The sequence below is a fragment of the Rheinheimera mangrovi genome, from assembly GCF_003990335.1.
Lineage (GTDB): Bacteria > Pseudomonadota > Gammaproteobacteria > Enterobacterales > Alteromonadaceae > Pararheinheimera > Pararheinheimera mangrovi.
The window spans coordinates 144,142-159,547 of sequence record NZ_CP034683.1; the positions used below are offsets into that span (position 1 = coordinate 144,142).

17 protein-coding genes are annotated in these 15,406 nt (G+C 47.3%); 12 read left to right on the forward strand and 5 right to left on the reverse strand.

All coding sequences use genetic code 11. The features are described from left to right. Positions 1-101 precede the first annotated feature (101 nt). Positions 102-602 carry a hypothetical protein gene (locus EK374_RS00665; protein WP_127019220.1) on the forward strand — a complete coding sequence of 167 codons (501 nt, stop codon included), beginning with the start codon at positions 102-104 and terminating at the stop codon, positions 600-602. Between the two features lie 16 nt (positions 603-618). Here the strand turns inward: EK374_RS00665 and EK374_RS00670 are convergent, their stop codons facing one another. Together EK374_RS00670 and EK374_RS00675 are read right to left on the reverse strand one after the other, a co-directional pair. Continuing rightward, positions 619-849 carry a hypothetical protein gene (locus EK374_RS00670; RefSeq protein ID WP_127019222.1) on the reverse strand — a complete coding sequence of 77 codons (231 nt, stop codon included), beginning with the start codon at positions 847-849 and terminating at the stop codon, positions 619-621. After that, positions 827-1,324 (reverse strand): EVE domain-containing protein, encoded by a 498-nt coding sequence (locus EK374_RS00675; protein ID WP_127019224.1) that lies wholly within the window; start codon positions 1,322-1,324, stop codon positions 827-829. Before EK374_RS00675 ends, EK374_RS00670 begins: the two co-directional genes overlap by 23 nt. 150 nt (positions 1,325-1,474) lie before the next feature. Here EK374_RS00675 and EK374_RS00680 point away from each other — a divergent pair, with 150 nt between their 5' ends. Together EK374_RS00680 and tesB are read left to right on the forward strand one after the other, a co-directional pair. Further along, complete coding sequence (locus EK374_RS00680; protein ID WP_127019226.1) at positions 1,475-1,792, forward strand: hypothetical protein; 318 nt, start codon at positions 1,475-1,477, stop codon at positions 1,790-1,792. A gap of 94 nt (positions 1,793-1,886) precedes the next feature. Then, positions 1,887-2,756, forward strand: coding sequence for an acyl-CoA thioesterase II (gene tesB, locus EK374_RS00685; RefSeq protein ID WP_127019228.1), 870 nt, complete (start codon positions 1,887-1,889; stop codon positions 2,754-2,756). Positions 2,757-2,823: 67 nt separating this feature from the next. Here the strand turns inward: tesB and EK374_RS00690 are convergent, their stop codons facing one another. Together EK374_RS00690 and plsB are read right to left on the reverse strand one after the other, a co-directional pair. Next, a complete protein-coding gene (locus EK374_RS00690; RefSeq protein WP_127019230.1) occupies positions 2,824-4,137 on the reverse strand; it encodes an IS4 family transposase in 1,314 nt (437 codons plus the stop codon). A 130-nt stretch (positions 4,138-4,267) separates the two neighbouring features. Then, positions 4,268-6,703: a glycerol-3-phosphate 1-O-acyltransferase PlsB gene (gene plsB, locus EK374_RS00695; protein ID WP_127019232.1), complete on the reverse strand. Its 2,436-nt coding sequence runs from the start codon at positions 6,701-6,703 to the stop codon at positions 4,268-4,270. A 121-nt stretch (positions 6,704-6,824) separates the two neighbouring features. On the opposite strand from plsB, the gene lexA reads away from it, so the two are divergent. From lexA to EK374_RS00720, 5 genes are all read left to right on the forward strand, one after another. Further along, complete coding sequence (lexA, locus tag EK374_RS00700; RefSeq protein ID WP_127019234.1) at positions 6,825-7,451, forward strand: transcriptional repressor LexA; 627 nt, start codon at positions 6,825-6,827, stop codon at positions 7,449-7,451. 398 nt (positions 7,452-7,849) lie between these two features. After that, a complete protein-coding gene (gene coxB, locus EK374_RS00705) occupies positions 7,850-8,983 on the forward strand; it encodes a cytochrome c oxidase subunit II (protein ID WP_233280300.1) in 1,134 nt (377 codons plus the stop codon). A 9-nt stretch (positions 8,984-8,992) separates the two neighbouring features. Further along, complete coding sequence (gene ctaD, locus EK374_RS00710) at positions 8,993-10,588, forward strand: cytochrome c oxidase subunit I (protein ID WP_127019236.1); 1,596 nt, start codon at positions 8,993-8,995, stop codon at positions 10,586-10,588. 8 nt (positions 10,589-10,596) lie between these two features. Then, a complete protein-coding gene (locus tag EK374_RS00715; protein WP_127019238.1) occupies positions 10,597-11,160 on the forward strand; it encodes a cytochrome c oxidase assembly protein in 564 nt (187 codons plus the stop codon). Then, on the forward strand, positions 11,153-12,034 hold the full coding sequence (locus tag EK374_RS00720; protein WP_127019240.1) for a cytochrome c oxidase subunit 3: 882 nt from the start codon (positions 11,153-11,155) through the stop codon (positions 12,032-12,034). The genes EK374_RS00715 and EK374_RS00720 overlap by 8 nt, the downstream gene beginning before the upstream one ends. 33 nt (positions 12,035-12,067) lie before the next feature. Here the strand turns inward: EK374_RS00720 and EK374_RS00725 are convergent, their stop codons facing one another. Then, on the reverse strand, positions 12,068-12,277 hold the full coding sequence (locus EK374_RS00725; protein WP_127019243.1) for a DUF2909 domain-containing protein: 210 nt from the start codon (positions 12,275-12,277) through the stop codon (positions 12,068-12,070). A gap of 27 nt (positions 12,278-12,304) precedes the next feature. On the opposite strand from EK374_RS00725, the gene EK374_RS00730 reads away from it, so the two are divergent. From EK374_RS00730 to cyoE, 4 genes are read left to right on the forward strand one after another with little or no spacing between them, the layout of a single operon-like run. Further along, complete coding sequence (locus EK374_RS00730; protein ID WP_127019245.1) at positions 12,305-13,018, forward strand: SURF1 family protein; 714 nt, start codon at positions 12,305-12,307, stop codon at positions 13,016-13,018. After that, positions 13,019-13,516 carry a hypothetical protein gene (locus tag EK374_RS00735; RefSeq protein ID WP_127019247.1) on the forward strand — a complete coding sequence of 166 codons (498 nt, stop codon included), beginning with the start codon at positions 13,019-13,021 and terminating at the stop codon, positions 13,514-13,516. Then, positions 13,516-14,496, forward strand: a complete 981-nt coding sequence (locus EK374_RS00740) for a COX15/CtaA family protein (protein ID WP_127019249.1) — start codon at positions 13,516-13,518, stop codon at positions 14,494-14,496. The genes EK374_RS00735 and EK374_RS00740 overlap by 1 nt, the downstream gene beginning before the upstream one ends. Beyond that, entirely contained in the window at positions 14,489-15,394 is a 906-nt protein-coding gene (cyoE, locus tag EK374_RS00745; protein WP_127019251.1) for a heme o synthase, read from the forward strand. Before EK374_RS00740 ends, cyoE begins: the two co-directional genes overlap by 8 nt. Positions 15,395-15,406 lie beyond the last annotated feature (12 nt).

A 15,406-nucleotide genomic window follows, 5' to 3' on the forward strand; every position in this document is an offset into this window, starting at 1 on the left:
AGGCGTTTTTCCTGTGATTCTGTCATAGGATTGCGCCTTTTGCTCTGTTAAAGTGCCGCTGTTTTCGACTGTGCTGATGCGGGAAATGGAGTGAAGTTCTGATGTGGATGCTGTTATTGTTGGTGGCGGTGGCGCCTATAGTGTTCTTGGCTCTGAAGCTGGATCAGCTTGGCAAAATTCAAAACAGATTAAAAGTACAACTGCATTTTGCTGAGCAGCAATCCATGCAGTTAGAACATCTGGCGTTTTGGTTGGCTGAAGAACAAAGTCAGCAACTACTGACGAAGGTACATCAGACAGGGCGCAGTCACACCAAGCCACCAGTCTGGTATCTGCATACAGAACTTTTATGTAAAGCTATTCCGGTGTTATGTAAAGAACAAGCCAATCACAATACCTTGCCTCGTCAGGCCGTTGCTAAATTTTTGAAGCAACAGAATCAACTTAGTTTTAATGAAATGGAAAACTTTATCCGTCATCATTCGGTGCTGACTGAGTTTTGGCAAAGTAATACACTGACTTCTTATCTGAAGTTATGCCAGCGGGCTGTTGAGATGTTACAGGACTATCAACCTGTGCATGCTGATCGTTTGGCGGGTTAATTCTCAGGCGAACAGGCTAATCGCGAAGAAAAACGACTGGAGCTGTATTAATCTGCCCATCTTCATCAATAGATGCCATCCTGGGCCCAGCTTTAAGTACAGCTACTCTTTGTTGTTCTTCCTGACGAACAAAAGACAATTCGTAACCAAAACGCTGCAATTCAGACACTGAAAACTTCTGTGCCATGCTCAACATTTCCCAGAAATAATTTAAATCCCGCGCTTCACGTCGTCTCTCCTGCTTCATTGGTATTCCCCTTGTCATTGCTCATTTTTATTATGTGTTGCCATTCTGCTGGGCTAACAGGCATTACAGATAATCTGTTGCCTTTTTTCACCAGTGGTAATTGCTCTAGCTTAGTTGACTGTTTGAGTTTGTCGAGCGACAGAAGTTGGCTGAATTTCTCCACAAATTGCAGATCCACTGCAACCCATGGTGCTTTGCTGCCGCTTGATTTGGCATCAAAATAAGGACTTTGCGAATTAAATTGGCTTGGATCCGGATAGCTGCTTTGCGCCACTTTTGCTATCCCTGCAATACCAATGTCTTTACAACTGGAATGGTAAATAAACACCAGATCGCCGGTTTTCACCTGATCCCTTAAGAAGTTACGGGCCTGATAGTTGCGAACGCCTTCCCAGACTATGGCTGTGTCAGGTGCTTTGGCAAAATCGTCGATGCTGCATTCTGCGGGTTCCGTTTTAAAAAGCCAGTAGTTCATTTGTTTTGAATCCGTTTTTAATTAACACAAAGTTACATATTTTAACTTTTTATCTCAAATTTATGCTTCTATTATGCTCAGGTTTGTTGAATTTAATTTTTATGAATAGTAATGTACTTGTCGGACATTTTTTAAACAAGGAGTTGGGCCGTGAAGAAAAACTTACTGGTGATTGTTGCCGCAACATTAACGCTCGCAGCTTGTGCTAGTGCACCGAAGCAGGCTGCTGTGAAGCAAGATGTTGTGAAAAAGGAAGGTAAGGTCATTGTGGCAAAACAAGCTCAGGTCGCCAAAGTTAACTCTGAGGGGAAGGTATGTGAGCATAGCCGCGCAACAGGGTCTATGTTGAAAAACAAGCGTTGCCGTACCAGAGCACAACTTGAGAAAGAACGTGAAGAAGCTCGTGACACGATGAATGCTATCCATTCCAGTGTAACTGGTTTTGGTGAAATGCATCGTCAACAATAAACGAAATTCAGTGGTTCCCGACTAACAAGCTCTTTACCTGGATGGCGAGGTTGCGTCACAATGCTTTCTCGCTTTTTGTATACGGGATAGAGTTATGAGTCAGGTATTGGCCGATTTACTGTCACTATTAAAACTGGAAACAATCGAACAAGGTTTATACAGAGGTCAAAGTCAGGACCTGGGGTTTAAAGCTGTGTTTGGTGGTCAGGTGATGGGGCAGGCGTTGTCTGCCTCTAAAGAAACAGTGGAAGCTGACCGTAAGGTGCATTCGTTCCACTCTTATTTTTTGCGGCCAGGCGATGCCAGTAAACCTATAGTGTATGAAGTAGAAAACATTCGCGACGGCAAAAGCTTCAGTACGCGCCGCGTCAGCGCTATCCAGTTTGGTAAACCCATTTTTTATATGACGGCTTCTTTTCAGGCTGAAGAACAAGGTTTTGAGCATCAGGAACTGATGCCTCGTGTACCTGCACCAGAGGACTTAGTGTCGGATCTGGAGTTCTACCGCGAGCACGCTCATTTAATTCCTGAGTCTTTGCGCAGTAAATTTATCTGTGAAAAACCAATAGAAATGCGCCCTGTAGCCTTTCATAATCCCTTTAATCCGCAGATCAGCCAAGCTAAACGTTATGTTTGGTTTAAAGCCAATGGCGTGATGCCAGATGATTTACGGGTGCACAAATATTTACTAGCCTATGCATCGGATTTTAATTTCCTGCCGACCGCTTTGCAGCCTCATGGTAAATCCTTTATGGCGCCTAATATGCAAGTTGCCACTATAGATCATGCGATGTGGTTCCATCATGATTTCCGCTTTGACGACTGGTTACTCTATGCAGTAGACAGCCCAAGTGCATCCGGTGCCCGTGGCTTGGTACGTGGTCAGTTTTTTAATCGGGATGGTGTGTTAGTGGCGTCCACTATGCAAGAAGGTGTGATCCGTAGTTACGACAAAGCCCGATAAGTGTTTTATGCGGTAATAAAAAAACCACCTGCAGTTGAGTAATGCCAGTCAGTTAAGCTGACTGGCATTATTTTTTGTACGCATATTTACTCGGTTTTCGTTTCACTTGCCTTGGATACATGCGCTCTTCACGCCGGAACGGCAAGATAAAAAATTCGGCTTTTCGGGTTAAATCATCCAGTTCTTTTGGAATATGGTGGGCGCTGATTAAGGTAAATCCATGCTCGAATAAGCTGACTATGGCATTCGCGCATAAAGTAAAACTCAGCTCATTAGGGTAAATACCTGGCAAGGTTTTCGCCATCCTTACCATCTGGTAACGGATAAGGTTGTAGCACAGCAGTACTCCCCACAGCTCTTGCTTGACCATGTCTGATTTCTTGCTTCGTAGCGTAAATTCGCTGTCCAGCAGATGCTGCTTCATCTCCCGATAACCCAACTCGATTTCCCAGCGCTGACTATATAAATCCACAATTTCATCGCCCATGAACGCTTTGGTATCAAGCATTGAGGTCAGGATAAAGCACTCTTTGCCTTTGATTTTTTTCTGCAGTAACCGCGCTTCCATATACTCCGGCAAGCACTGCCATTTCTTTCTTGCCTGAGGACTTGTTGTCAGTCGTACCAGGTAGTCCTGCTTTCCAAGCTTTTCTATCACTTCATACTGAGTGCCTTTTTTCAGCGGGATAAGCCAGTGCCGGCTTTGCCCTTTGCTCTGCCATGCGTGCAGCAGCCCTAACGAATAAAACCCACGGTCAAATAACGTCAGGCTGTTGTCCGGCGTATTTTCAACCAGTTGCTCTGCCAGCACCATTTCATTGGTGCTGTACCCATCCATGGCTGCATTCACTAGCAAATGACTGGTCAGTTCCATCTGACACACCATTCTGACCATGGGCCAGGCCGATTCGCCAGCTGTGGTTTTTGGCTTCGTAAAGGCTTCTGTATTTTCCTTTGTATCTGGTGTACGCCAGACAACTCTGTCCACCCCCAGTAACTGCAGACCGCACCAGCGTGGGTGTTCGGCTTCCTTGTGCCACAGCCTTTGGGTGTGATGAAACACCTGCCGCATCGCTTCAAAACCCAACCGCTGCCTCCCCTGCACAACAGCGCTGGGGGCCACCAATTCACGTCGACCGGGTAGCATAATTTGCATTTTATCTGCAATGCTCCAGACATCTTTACCACGATAAAGCGCCATACCAAGTACAACCAACACCAAGGATTCTAAGGGCAATCGACGACGACGCACGGTCGCGATACCAGCCTCTTCAAGGCACTGGCTGATAAATTCTTCGGGTAAAAGCTGGTGTAACGCACCTGTATTCAGGTTTGTTGGGAAATAGCGATTGGCAAGGGTTAAAGCGGTAACTAATTGCATAGAAAAAGGCCTGTAACATCTCTGTTGCAGGCCTTTATACATTAACCACTGGATCGGTCAACCGATCTGATATTTGCTTAACTGATCGGCATTACCTGCAGTTGAGGTGGTTTTTTTCTGGCACAAAGAGTTATGCCTTTTTCACTATACTCAATACAGTCTGTAGTACATCCGCTCTCAATAAGCCATTTACGGTTTGCTGTAGAGGTAACAAAATAGCCGTGGCTTCCAGTTCATTTTGCTCATTGGTATGGCAATAACCAGCGTCACGCAAGGCGTTAATTAAGGTCGAAAACAGCTGTTTGTCGTGATATTCAGGTGAGCTGATACCGTGCAAAGTGCTTAAACGCTGTGCCAGTTCATGGCTCTGTTGCTCTAAATCAGCGCGTGTGAGTGGACTACGCAGTTGCAGCAAATTCAGCACCACAGCGTAACGTTGTAAAACATCCTGTGCATTGTGTGCCAATAGCTCCAACATAAAATGACCTGCCTGTTGTACAGGTGCTGCTTGCAGATACTGGCCCTGTACTTCGACTAACTGGTGTTTTTGCAATTGCTCCAGCACCTGGCTGATGTAGTCGTTAAAGTGCTCCAGCTGCAAAAACAATTCATGTTGTAACAGAGGCTGCAGTAGTTGACAAATATTCACCAACTGCACTTTAGTTAAACCTGGATGCTGTAACAAGGCTGTCGCCAAAATTGCAGGCAGCATAAACAAATGGCAGACATTATTGCGGTAATAACTTAATAAAATCGCATTTTCAGGCGTCAGCTGAATAATTTGACCAAAGCTGTCTTGTGATACTTCGACTTTCTTCAAACGAATAGCATGGTCAATCCATTGGCTGACTGAACCTTCAGGCAAAGTCACACTAGCATGATAAGGCGCATGGTGTTGTAAGTTACGGTAAAACTCCAACTGTGTAGTGAGTTCCTGTCTGGTTAGCGAATGCTGGCGTGTGGCCAGTAAACAGGTGGCGATCAGGTTGATGCTGTTCAGCGCCGCCGCTTGGTTAATCCGCTGCATGATCTGGGTCGCCAGTGCGGCTACTGCCGGATTTAGCCAGCTTGGCTTTTGCAGATCCGCTGTTTCTATCGATGCGCGCCAATCAGGTTCCTGTTGGTTTAAAAAGGCATTCAGCGAAATCGGCTGACCGAAGTTCACATAACCATAGCCATAGTCCCGCAGTTTACGTGCAGCGCTAAAGACGCCTCCTATAGATTCCTTTTTCTTGCTGGAGCCTTTGAGTTCGGTCAGGTAGGTATTGACCTCCATCACGTGCTCATAACCTAAGTAAACAGGTACCAGGCTGATAGGTCTGTCTATGCCTCTTAATACGGCTTGTACCGTCATCGCCAGCATACCTGTCTTAGGTTGCAGCAAACGGCCTGTGCGGCTGCGCCCCCCTTCGGAGTAATACTTCACCGGATAACCTTTGCTGAACAGTTGGCTTAAGTACTCACGAAACACAGCAGAATAGAGTTTTTCACCGCTAAAACTACGGCGAATAAAAAAAGCACCACCGCGGCGGAAAAAATTACCTACAGGCCAGAAATTCAGGTTAATACCAGCGGCTATATGGGGTGGAGCTAAACCCTGATGGTAAATGACGTAGCTAAGCAACAGATAATCCATATGACTACGATGGCAGGGCACATAAACAATCTCATGGCCTTTTTGCACTAAATCCGTCAGCACCTGACCATTAGTGATTTTTAAGCCTGAGTACAGCTTTTTCCATAACCAGCCGAGGAAACGGTCGCCCACTCTTAAGGTGGATTCGCGGTAATCCGCTGCTATTTCTTCCAACAGTTTTAAAGCTTCAGCTCTCGCTTCTCTGATGCTGATTTTTTTACTTTGAGCTTCTTCTTCAATGGCCTTTTTTAACGCATCGGATGCCAGTAAAGAGTTAAATAATGCAGCTCTGTCCGGCAGTTTAGGACCTGTTGCCGCCAAACGCTGACGGTAAAAATGAAAACGTGCCACCCGCAATAATTTGTGAGCTGTGTCTTCGTTGACAGTGGCATTTTCAATGATCTGCCGTACAGAGACGGCTTTACTGAAACGCACTAAGGTATGACGACCGGAAATCAACACAATAAACAGCTTGGCCAGCCAGCTTGGGGATTCAGATTCACCGAGCATAGATTTCACACTGTCTTCTTTACCCGGAGCTCTGCCCCAGAGCACTGATACAGGGATAAGTTGCGCTGAAAAATTCGGGTCCCGCTGATGCGCCTGCAACAAAGCCAGCCCTTGTTGTAGGGCGTCGGTGGAGGCGCGACTGCCCCAGAGCACACGAGGTTGTTCAAGGAATATAGTACGGGACAAGCTGGTATTGTCCAATTGCACCGGCGTCATAGGATCGGGCAATCCGAGTCTATGACAGACGCGGGCTAAGGTCGCTAAATCGCTGGAAGAGGCGGTTCTTGTGATATAAAACACCGGCTGTTTGGAGTCCAGCGCCAGATTTTCAGCTACAGGTTCCGGCACTATTTTGCATCTGACCAAAGGTTTGAGTGGCCAATACAGCAGCTTAGCTAACCATGTGATTGGTTTTAACATATCAAATCCGTACTTATAAACAGCCGCTAGAATAGCATGGAAGGTCTTACCAGCAAAATGCTTGGCAGACTACAAAAGGCTGTATATACTCACAGTATCCACTGTATAGGTATTCAGCATTATGCGTCCATTAACACCAAGACAAGCCGAAATTTTGCAACTGCTTAAAGATTATCAGGCAGCTTCAGGTATGCCACCGACCCGTGCTGAAATTGCTACTCAGCTGGGATTTAAGTCAGCCAATGCTGCTGAAGAGCATTTAAAAGCGCTGGCAAAAAAAGGTTTTATCGAAATGATGCCGGGCACGTCCCGTGGTATACGTTTGGTTGAAGATGAAGCTGCCAATGATGTTGAAGAAGAGCCGGGTTTGCCATTGATAGGCAAAGTGGCTGCTGGCCAACCTATTCTGGCAGCAGAACATATTCAGCAGCGTTATCAGCTCGATGCCAGTTTGTTTAAACCCAATGCCGACTTTTTATTAAAAGTGCAGGGCATGAGTATGAAAGACATCGGTATTCTGGATGGTGACTTACTGGCTGTACACAAAACCACTGAAGCACGTCAGGGACAGATCGTAGTCGCCCGGGTTGAAGATGAAGTCACAGTAAAGCGTTTTCGCCGTGAAGGCCAGATGGTTTACCTGCATCCGGAAAACGGTGATTTTGACGTGATTAAAGTGGACTTAAGCCAACAGCATTTTGCCATTGAAGGCCTCGCCGTTGGTGTGATCCGCACTAGTAGCTGGTAAAAAAATCTACCTGACTCAATAGTTTGTAATATATGAAGCACTGGTACGACCATTTGGTTTTATCGGTGCTTTTTCATTTTTCGGGTTTACTTCTGTCTGTTCCTTGACTAATTGTTAGATGCAACTGATAGCAAAATAAACAAATCAGTGCACCGGTTTATACCCAAAGTATTTGGAGTTGCAGAGAGGCGACAAGTGCGCGAGACCCCAGGAGCATAGTCGTCCTATGTGACTGGGGCTAGAGCAGGCAATCAACAAAGCTGCAGCTTCAAGTACGAAGGGTTTAAGCAAGTTAAATCGGGACAATAATAATAATGGCAGTTGCGGACCAAAGACGAAGTAGGGTGTGTGTCTTTTAATCTGCAATTTGCTTTGTGCAAAGACAGAGGAGAAGTCACGTGGCGAAAACCAGTTATCTGTGTTGGTCGCTGCTAACCTTTTTGCTTGCGTTTTCGACGCAGTCTGCAGAAATGCCTTTGAACATGACTCAAGGGGTTACAGAAATCAGTCAGCAGGTTTACCACCTGCATATGAAGATTTTTTACATTTGCTGTGCAATAGGGGTAGCGGTATTTGGGGTGATGTTTTGGTCCATCATCCACCATCGTAAGTCGAAGGGCGTCGAGCCCGCCCAATTTCATGAGAGCACCAAAGTAGAGCTGCTTTGGACTGCTTTACCTGTAGTTATTCTTATTTTAATGGCGATACCCGCCACCCAAACTCTGATAGCGATGGAAGACACCTCTGAAGCTGACGTGACTATTCTGATCACTGGCTCACAATGGAAGTGGCACTACAAATACATGGACCACAAAGTAGAGTACTACTCTTTGCTGGCCACACCCCGTAAGCAGATCGACAACAAACTGAAAAAAGGCGAGAACTACCTGTTGGAAGTCGACAGGCCTTTGGTGATCCCTACAGGCAAAAAAGTACGCTTTTTAGTCACCTCAGATGATGTGATCCACTCCTGGTGGGTGCCGGCTTTTGCGGTGAAAAAAGATGCCAACCCTGGCTTTATCAATGAAGCCTGGACCAAAGTGGACCAAGCCGGCGTCTACAGAGGTCAATGTGCTGAGCTCTGTGGGAAAGACCATGGTTTTATGCCTGTCGTTGTTATTGCCAAAGATCAGGCCGATTTTGAGCAGTGGATAGCTCAGGAAGCTGCTACTCAGGCCGCTGCCAAAGCTGAAGAACAAAAGCTGCTGTCGATGAATATGAGTAAAGAAGAGTTAATGACCTTGGGTGAAAAAACCTACATGGGTTATTGCGCTGCCTGCCATCAACCTACGGGCATGGGCATTCCGGGCGTCTTTCCTGCGCTTAAAGGTAGCAAAATGGCATTGGAGGATTTACCTGCCCATATCGACATAGTGCTGAACGGCAAAACCGGTACCGCTATGCAGGCTTTTGCTAAACAGCTGAGTTTAAGTGAAATTGCGGCAGTGATTACCTATGAGCGTAATGCCTGGGATAACAATACAGGCGATCTGGTGCAAGCTGCCGATATCGCCAAAGCACAAAAACCATAGGGGGCGCAGATGAGTACTGTTACTACAGATCCACATGCTCATGCTGAGCATGAGCATCATCATGGGCCAGCCAAAGGCTTAAAACGCTGGCTTTATACCACCAACCACAAAGACATAGGTACTTTGTACCTGCTGTTTGCATTGACTATGTTTTTTATCGGCGGAGCTATGGCTATGGTGATCCGGGCTGAGTTATTCCAGCCAGGTTTGCAAATAGTACAACCCGACTTTTTTAACCAGATGACCACAGTACATGGCCTGATCATGGTATTTGGTGCTGTGATGCCGGCCTTTACCGGTCTGGCCAACTGGCTGGTGCCTATGATGATAGGCGCGCCGGACATGGCCTTGCCAAGGATGAACAACTGGAGCTTCTGGATCTTACCTTTTGCTTTTAGCATCCTGCTGCTGTCTTTATTTATGGAAGGCGGTGGACCTGGTTTTGGCTGGACTTTCTATGCTCCGCTATCCACTACCTACAGCAGCGACAGCACGGCACTTTTTGTGTTCTCTGTTCATATCATGGGTATTTCATCCATTATGGGCGCTATCAACGTGATAGTAACCATTATGAACCTGCGCGCTCCAGGCATGACCTACATGAAAATGCCTTTGTTTGTCTGGACCTGGTTTATTACGGCTTACCTGCTGATTGCTGTAATGCCTGTGCTGGCCGGTGCTGTCACTATGGTGCTGACCGATAAATACTTTGGTACCAGCTTTTTTGATGCGGCCGGTGGCGGCGACCCTGTGTTGTTCCAGCATATTTTCTGGTTTTTTGGTCACCCCGAAGTCTACATCATGATTCTGCCCGCCTTTGGTATTGTCTCAAGCATAGTACCGACCTTTGCCCGTAAACCCTTGTTTGGTTATGCCTCTATGGTGTACGCCACCTCCAGTATTGCGCTGCTGTCCTTTTTAGTTTGGGCGCATCATATGTTCACGACTGGTATGCCGGTGTTCGCAGAACTGTTTTTTATGTATTGCACCATGCTAATCGCTGTGCCGACCGGGGTGAAAGTCTTTAACTGGGTGGCCACTATGTGGCGGGGCGCTATGACCTTTGAAGTGCCTATGATGTTTGCCCTGGCCTTTATTGTGCTCTTTACCATAGGGGGCTTCTCCGGCTTGATGCTGGCCATTACGCCTGCCGACTTCCAGTACCATGACACCTACTTTGTGGTCGCACATTTCCACTATGTGTTAGTCACAGGCGCCATCTTCTCTATTATGGCGGCGGCCTATTACTGGCTACCAAAGTGGACTGGTCATATGTACGACGAAACTCTGGGGCAATGGCATTTCTGGTGTTCGTTAATTTCGGTCAACGTGCTGTTTTTCCCAATGCATTTTGTTGGCCTAGCTGGTATGCCACGACGGATCCCGGATTACGCCCTGCAATTTGCTGACTTTAATGCGCTGATCAGCATTGGTGGATTTGCCTTTGGTTTATCTCAGCTGTTGTTTGTCTGGCTGGTGGTGAAATGCATTAAAGGCGGTGAAAAAGCCACAGATCAGGTATGGGAAGGCGCTGAGGGCCTGGAATGGACAATCCCTTCGCCAGCGCCTTATCACAGCTTTACTACACCACCTGAAATCAAGTAGGGGGCGTTATGGCACTGAAGCATCAACCTATAGTGGTTAAATTATGTCTGCTGACGGCAGCCATGTTTGGTTTTGGTTATGCCTTAGTGCCTTTGTACGACGTATTTTGTGATTTAACAGGCCTGAACGGTAAAACCTCTAGCATGGCAGCGACAGCAGAAGCGGCTATACCGGATAAAAAACGTGAAGTGCTGGTGGAGTTTATTGCCCGTCCGAATAACAACATGCCCTGGGTGTTTGAACCAGTGGTGCACAAACTGCGGGTGCATCCGGGGGAGATCCACCGCATTGATTATATGGCGCACAATGTCACAGGCCGTGCCATGACAGCTCAGGCTGTGCCTTCGGTGTCGCCGGGGCAGGCTGCTTTGTATTTTAATAAAATGGAATGTTTCTGTTTTACCCAACAACATCTGACGGCAGGTCAGCAGTTATTAATGCCGTTGCAATTTTACGTCGATCCCGCACTACCGGAACAGTTCAGCACTATCACTTTGTCCTACACCTTGTACGAAGTAGAAGCTGCCACCCCGGTCACTGCACAGACAGCAACAGGGGATAACAATGAGTGAAAAATACGAACATTATTACGTACCAGAGCAAAGCCCTTGGCCGATAGTAGGCGCAGTGGCGCTTTTTATGATGGCCTTTGGTGCAGGACATTTTGTCAATGAAGTGACGAAAGATCAGCCGGGTTATGGCGGTTATCTGTTGCTGGCTGGTGTCGCCACTTTAATTTTTATGCTGGTCGGCTGGTTCAGAAATGTGATTGATGAGTCCATGCATGGTTTGTACAGCAAACAACTGGACAGATCGTATCGCCAGGGCATGAGTTGGTTTATTTTTTCCGAAGTCATGTTTTTTGCAGCCTTTTTTGGTGCATTGTTTTATGCCCGTATCATCGCTATTCCGTGGTTGGACGGTGCCAGCAATAACGCCAGTACAGCTGCTGTATTGTGGCCTGCTTTTGAAGCGGCCTGGCCTTTACTAAAAACACCGGGTGGTACTGAAACTCAGGCCATGCCGTGGCAAGGTTTACCGCTTTATAACACGCTGATTTTATTAGCATCTTCTGTCACTTTGCAGTTTGCTCATATGGGGTTAGAGCAAAATAAAAGAGGTCAGCTGAAGCTGATGTTAGGACTCACTATCCTGTTAGGGGCAAGTTTTCTGTATTTGCAGGGCATAGAGTACGTACATGCCTATCAGGATCTGGGTTTAAAACTGGACTCAGGTATTTATGGCAACACCTTCTTTTTACTGACAGGTTTTCATGGTCTGCATGTGACTCTGGGGGCCTTATTCCTGACAGTGATTTTCCTGCGTATTTTGCTGAAAAACCACTTTACCGCCCATAAGCATTTTGCTTTTCAGGCCGCAGCCTGGTACTGGCATTTTGTTGATGTGGTCTGGTTATGTTTGTTTATTTTTGTCTACGTGCTGTAACACAGAGGCGGGCTTGTTCTGCCCGCTTAGTGGCTAATAGGGCCTGCCGTGCGGAGTGATGATGCCAAACTGCAGTGCAAGGATCACCAGCAATAACACTATGGCCGACCACCAGACGCGTCGGCCTAAAAACTTGGACATACTGGGCTGATTCTCATCGTCCTTCAGCATCAGAAACAAAGCACGAAATAAGTTAAAAACAATAAAGAGCAGTAGTGCAATGAGTAAAAGTTTAATCCACATAAAACCTCACTTAGGGCTGGTACTTTTATGACCACCCAGCCTTTTGTTCGTCATCTGTCCCGACACTGGCTGCTGGCTGTATTCACTCTGGTCGCTTTTGCGCTTTTGATCAAGTTGAGTTACTGGCAATGGCAGCGCGCCGAACAAAAGCAAACTCAATTGGATCAGTTGCACCAGGCAGAGCAGCAAGGGCCGGTGCAGTGGATAGATTTAGCGTCCATACCAGCGGAGCAACAAGACGGCCTGATGCTACAAGGCAAAGCGGTCTGGTTAAAACCTGCGGTCTGGCTGTTGGATAATCAGCTGATCCAGGGCAAAGCAGGCTACGACGTGGTGATCCCTGTGCTGGTATCCAATCAGGGCCCAGCAGTTTTAGTGAACTTGGGTTGGGTTGCTGCGCCGCCCAGCCGCGATCAATTGCCCGAACTTGGCATTCCGGAACAGTTTGATTTAAAAGCGTTATTGCGCACTGAACTCAAAGGCTTTCGCCTCGGCCAAAATTTAGAAAACACCGGTTTATGGCCACAGCGGATGCAACAAGTGGAACCTGCGGAACTGGCGCAAGTGCTGGGGCAAGAGTTGGCTCCGGTTCTGCTGTATCAGCAACAATCCCCTTATCTGTACCACTACAACGCTGTGGTGATGCCGCCGGAAAAACACCGGGCTTATGCGCTGCAATGGTTGCTGCTGGCAGTTGCTGTAGTCGTGATCGGCTGGTTTATGTCAAAGAAGGAGCTGTAAATGGCGAAGAATAAATTTTTGCTGCTGTTTTTGTTGTGTTCTTTATTACCGCTAGCCTTTGCTCAGGCGTTTTTATCTTTAGGCTGGTTTGGCGGAGCGACGACCAATAAAGGCCAGTGGTTGACCGAAGAAATTGTGCTGTTACCTAAAGCCAGTGGTGATGTGCACTGGCGCTTAGCTTATGTCAGCAATAAAACTGACTGTGATGCCGTATGTCAGAACGCCCATTACGGTATGCAGCAGGTCTATACAGCCCTGGGCCGTAAACAGCAGCATTTAGAGTTATGGCAATCTGGTGGTACTCAGCCACAAAAATTATTGTGGCAGGCTAATCCTGTGGGGGCTGATGCGTTACAGCAAAAGCTGGTGCTGGTGGATCTGAATGGCCTGGCTTTGATGACTTACCCTGTGACTGCCGACAAAACCCAGATGGTGCAAACCGGCAAAGCTATTCTGACCGATTTAAACAAACTGCTGAAATACGACAGGGGGCTTTGATGAGAGCCCTGAAACCTTTAGTCAGTTGCGCCTTAGTATTGGCCATGCTGGTGATTTTACTAGGCGCTTACACCCGTCTGACCGATGCCGGTTTAGGTTGCCCGGACTGGCCTGGCTGTTACGGTTTTTTAAAAGTACCGGAGCAGGCCCATCATATTGAGCAGGCAGAAGCTTTATATCCGGATCGACCTGTCGAAAGTCATAAAGCCTGGAATGAGATGATCCACAGGTATTTTGCCGGCACTTTGGGGCTGTTGATCCTGGCCATTTTCCTGTTGAGTCTGAAACAAAAACGCTTGTTGTTACCCACTGTGTTATTGGGGCTGGTAATTTTCCAAGCCGCTTTGGGCATGTGGACTGTGACTTTAGCTTTGCACCCAGTGGTGGTGATGGGGCATTTGCTGGGTGGTTTTAGCTTGCTGTCGTTACTGGCGCTGTATTGGTGGCAATTACAACCTGCGCCTTTCATTGCTGTAAAGCCAAGCCTGAAGCTGCTGTTTTGGCCTGTATTGCTGGTGCTGGTCGCCCAAATTGCCTTGGGGGGCTGGACTGCAGCCAACTATGCCGCTTTAGCCTGCATTCAGTTGCCTGTTTGTGAAGCAGGTTGGGCCGGTCAGCTTAATTTTGACGAGGCATTTTCGCTGCATCTGGGCTACGACAATTACGAATACGGCGTGATGAGCCAAAGCGCCCGCGCCACAGTGCATGTGATGCATAGGGTTGGTGCTGTTGTTACTTTGCTGGTGGTGGCGGCTTATGCCATAGCCTTGTGGCGCAATAGTTCGGGTTTGATTAAAAACATGGCCAGCATAGTGCTGCTGCTGTTAGTGCTGCAATTTAGTTTGGGGCTTGCCAACGTGGTGCTGCATTTGCCTTTGGCCAATGCGGTGGCACATAACTTTGTGGCAGCCAATTTAGTCATGTGTCTGGTAGTGATTGGTTATCAGCTGCACAGAAACAAGGAGTCTGCTTATGCTTAAAGTTCTGGCTTTACCCCAACACTATAGTCAGCAATGGCGTGATTATTACCAGCTGACCAAACCTAAAGTCGTGGCGCTTTTAGTGCTGACGGCCTGGGTTGGCATGATGCTGGCGCAACCTAGGTTACCCAGATTTGGCCTGATGATAGCCGCCACTTTAGGCATAGGCTTATTATCCGCAGCCGCTGCGGCGATGAACCATATAGTGGATCAGCGCATCGATGCGCAAATGGCCCGCACTTATAACAGGCCAGTGGCCCGCGGCCGTTTATCAACGCAGCAGGCGGTGAAGTTTTCACTGCTGCTGGCAGGTTCTGGTTTTCTGCTGTTATTTATTGCCGTCAATCCACTGACCGCCTGGCTGACCTTAGCCAGTTTGTTTGGTTATGCCGTGGTCTACACCATGTTTTTAAAAAGGGCGACGCCGCAGAATATTGTCATAGGGGGTTTAGCCGGTGCTATGCCACCGCTGCTCGGCTGGACAGCCATGACGGCTGAAGTGCATGCCCATGCCTTGTTGCTGGTGATGATTATTTTCACCTGGACGCCTCCGCATTTCTGGGCTTTGGCTATTCATCGCCGTGACGATTATGCCAAAGTAAATATGCCAATGTTGCCTGTCACTCATGGCATTGAGTTCACCAAAAGTGCAATCTTCCTTTATACCCTGGTGCTGTTTTTGGTGTGCTTGCTGCCTTATCTGGTCGGTATGACAGGCGCTGTGTATTTGCTCGGCAGCACCATACTGAACTTAGGTTTTATCTGGTATGCCTGGCAGTTAAAGTTTAATGCCAAACCAGAAACTGCCATGGCAACTTTTAAGTTTTCGATTTGGCATCTGATGGTATTATTCCTGCTGTTGTTGCTGGACCATTATTGGTTGATATCAGCGCTTTAACAGGAAGATACT

Coding starts and splice junctions, on each gene's coding strand:
- EK374_RS00665 (WP_127019220.1), top strand. CDS start 102: ATGTGGATGCTGTTATTGTTGGTGGCGGTGGCGCCTATAGTGTTCTTG.
- EK374_RS00670 (WP_127019222.1), bottom strand. CDS start 849: ATGAAGCAGGAGAGACGACGTGAAGCGCGGGATTTAAATTATTTCTGG.
- EK374_RS00675 (WP_127019224.1), bottom strand. CDS start 1,324: ATGAACTACTGGCTTTTTAAAACGGAACCCGCAGAATGCAGCATCGAC.
- tesB (WP_127019228.1), top strand. CDS start 1,887: ATGAGTCAGGTATTGGCCGATTTACTGTCACTATTAAAACTGGAAACA.
- EK374_RS00690 (WP_127019230.1), bottom strand. CDS start 4,137: ATGCAATTAGTTACCGCTTTAACCCTTGCCAATCGCTATTTCCCAACA.
- plsB (WP_127019232.1), bottom strand. CDS start 6,703: ATGTTAAAACCAATCACATGGTTAGCTAAGCTGCTGTATTGGCCACTC.
- lexA (WP_127019234.1), top strand. CDS start 6,825: ATGCGTCCATTAACACCAAGACAAGCCGAAATTTTGCAACTGCTTAAA.
- ctaD (WP_127019236.1), top strand. CDS start 8,993: ATGAGTACTGTTACTACAGATCCACATGCTCATGCTGAGCATGAGCAT.
- EK374_RS00715 (WP_127019238.1), top strand. CDS start 10,597: ATGGCACTGAAGCATCAACCTATAGTGGTTAAATTATGTCTGCTGACG.
- EK374_RS00720 (WP_127019240.1), top strand. CDS start 11,153: ATGAGTGAAAAATACGAACATTATTACGTACCAGAGCAAAGCCCTTGG.
- EK374_RS00725 (WP_127019243.1), bottom strand. CDS start 12,277: ATGTGGATTAAACTTTTACTCATTGCACTACTGCTCTTTATTGTTTTT.
- EK374_RS00730 (WP_127019245.1), top strand. CDS start 12,305: ATGACCACCCAGCCTTTTGTTCGTCATCTGTCCCGACACTGGCTGCTG.
- EK374_RS00735 (WP_127019247.1), top strand. CDS start 13,019: ATGGCGAAGAATAAATTTTTGCTGCTGTTTTTGTTGTGTTCTTTATTA.
- EK374_RS00740 (WP_127019249.1), top strand. CDS start 13,516: ATGAGAGCCCTGAAACCTTTAGTCAGTTGCGCCTTAGTATTGGCCATG.
- cyoE (WP_127019251.1), top strand. CDS start 14,489: ATGCTTAAAGTTCTGGCTTTACCCCAACACTATAGTCAGCAATGGCGT.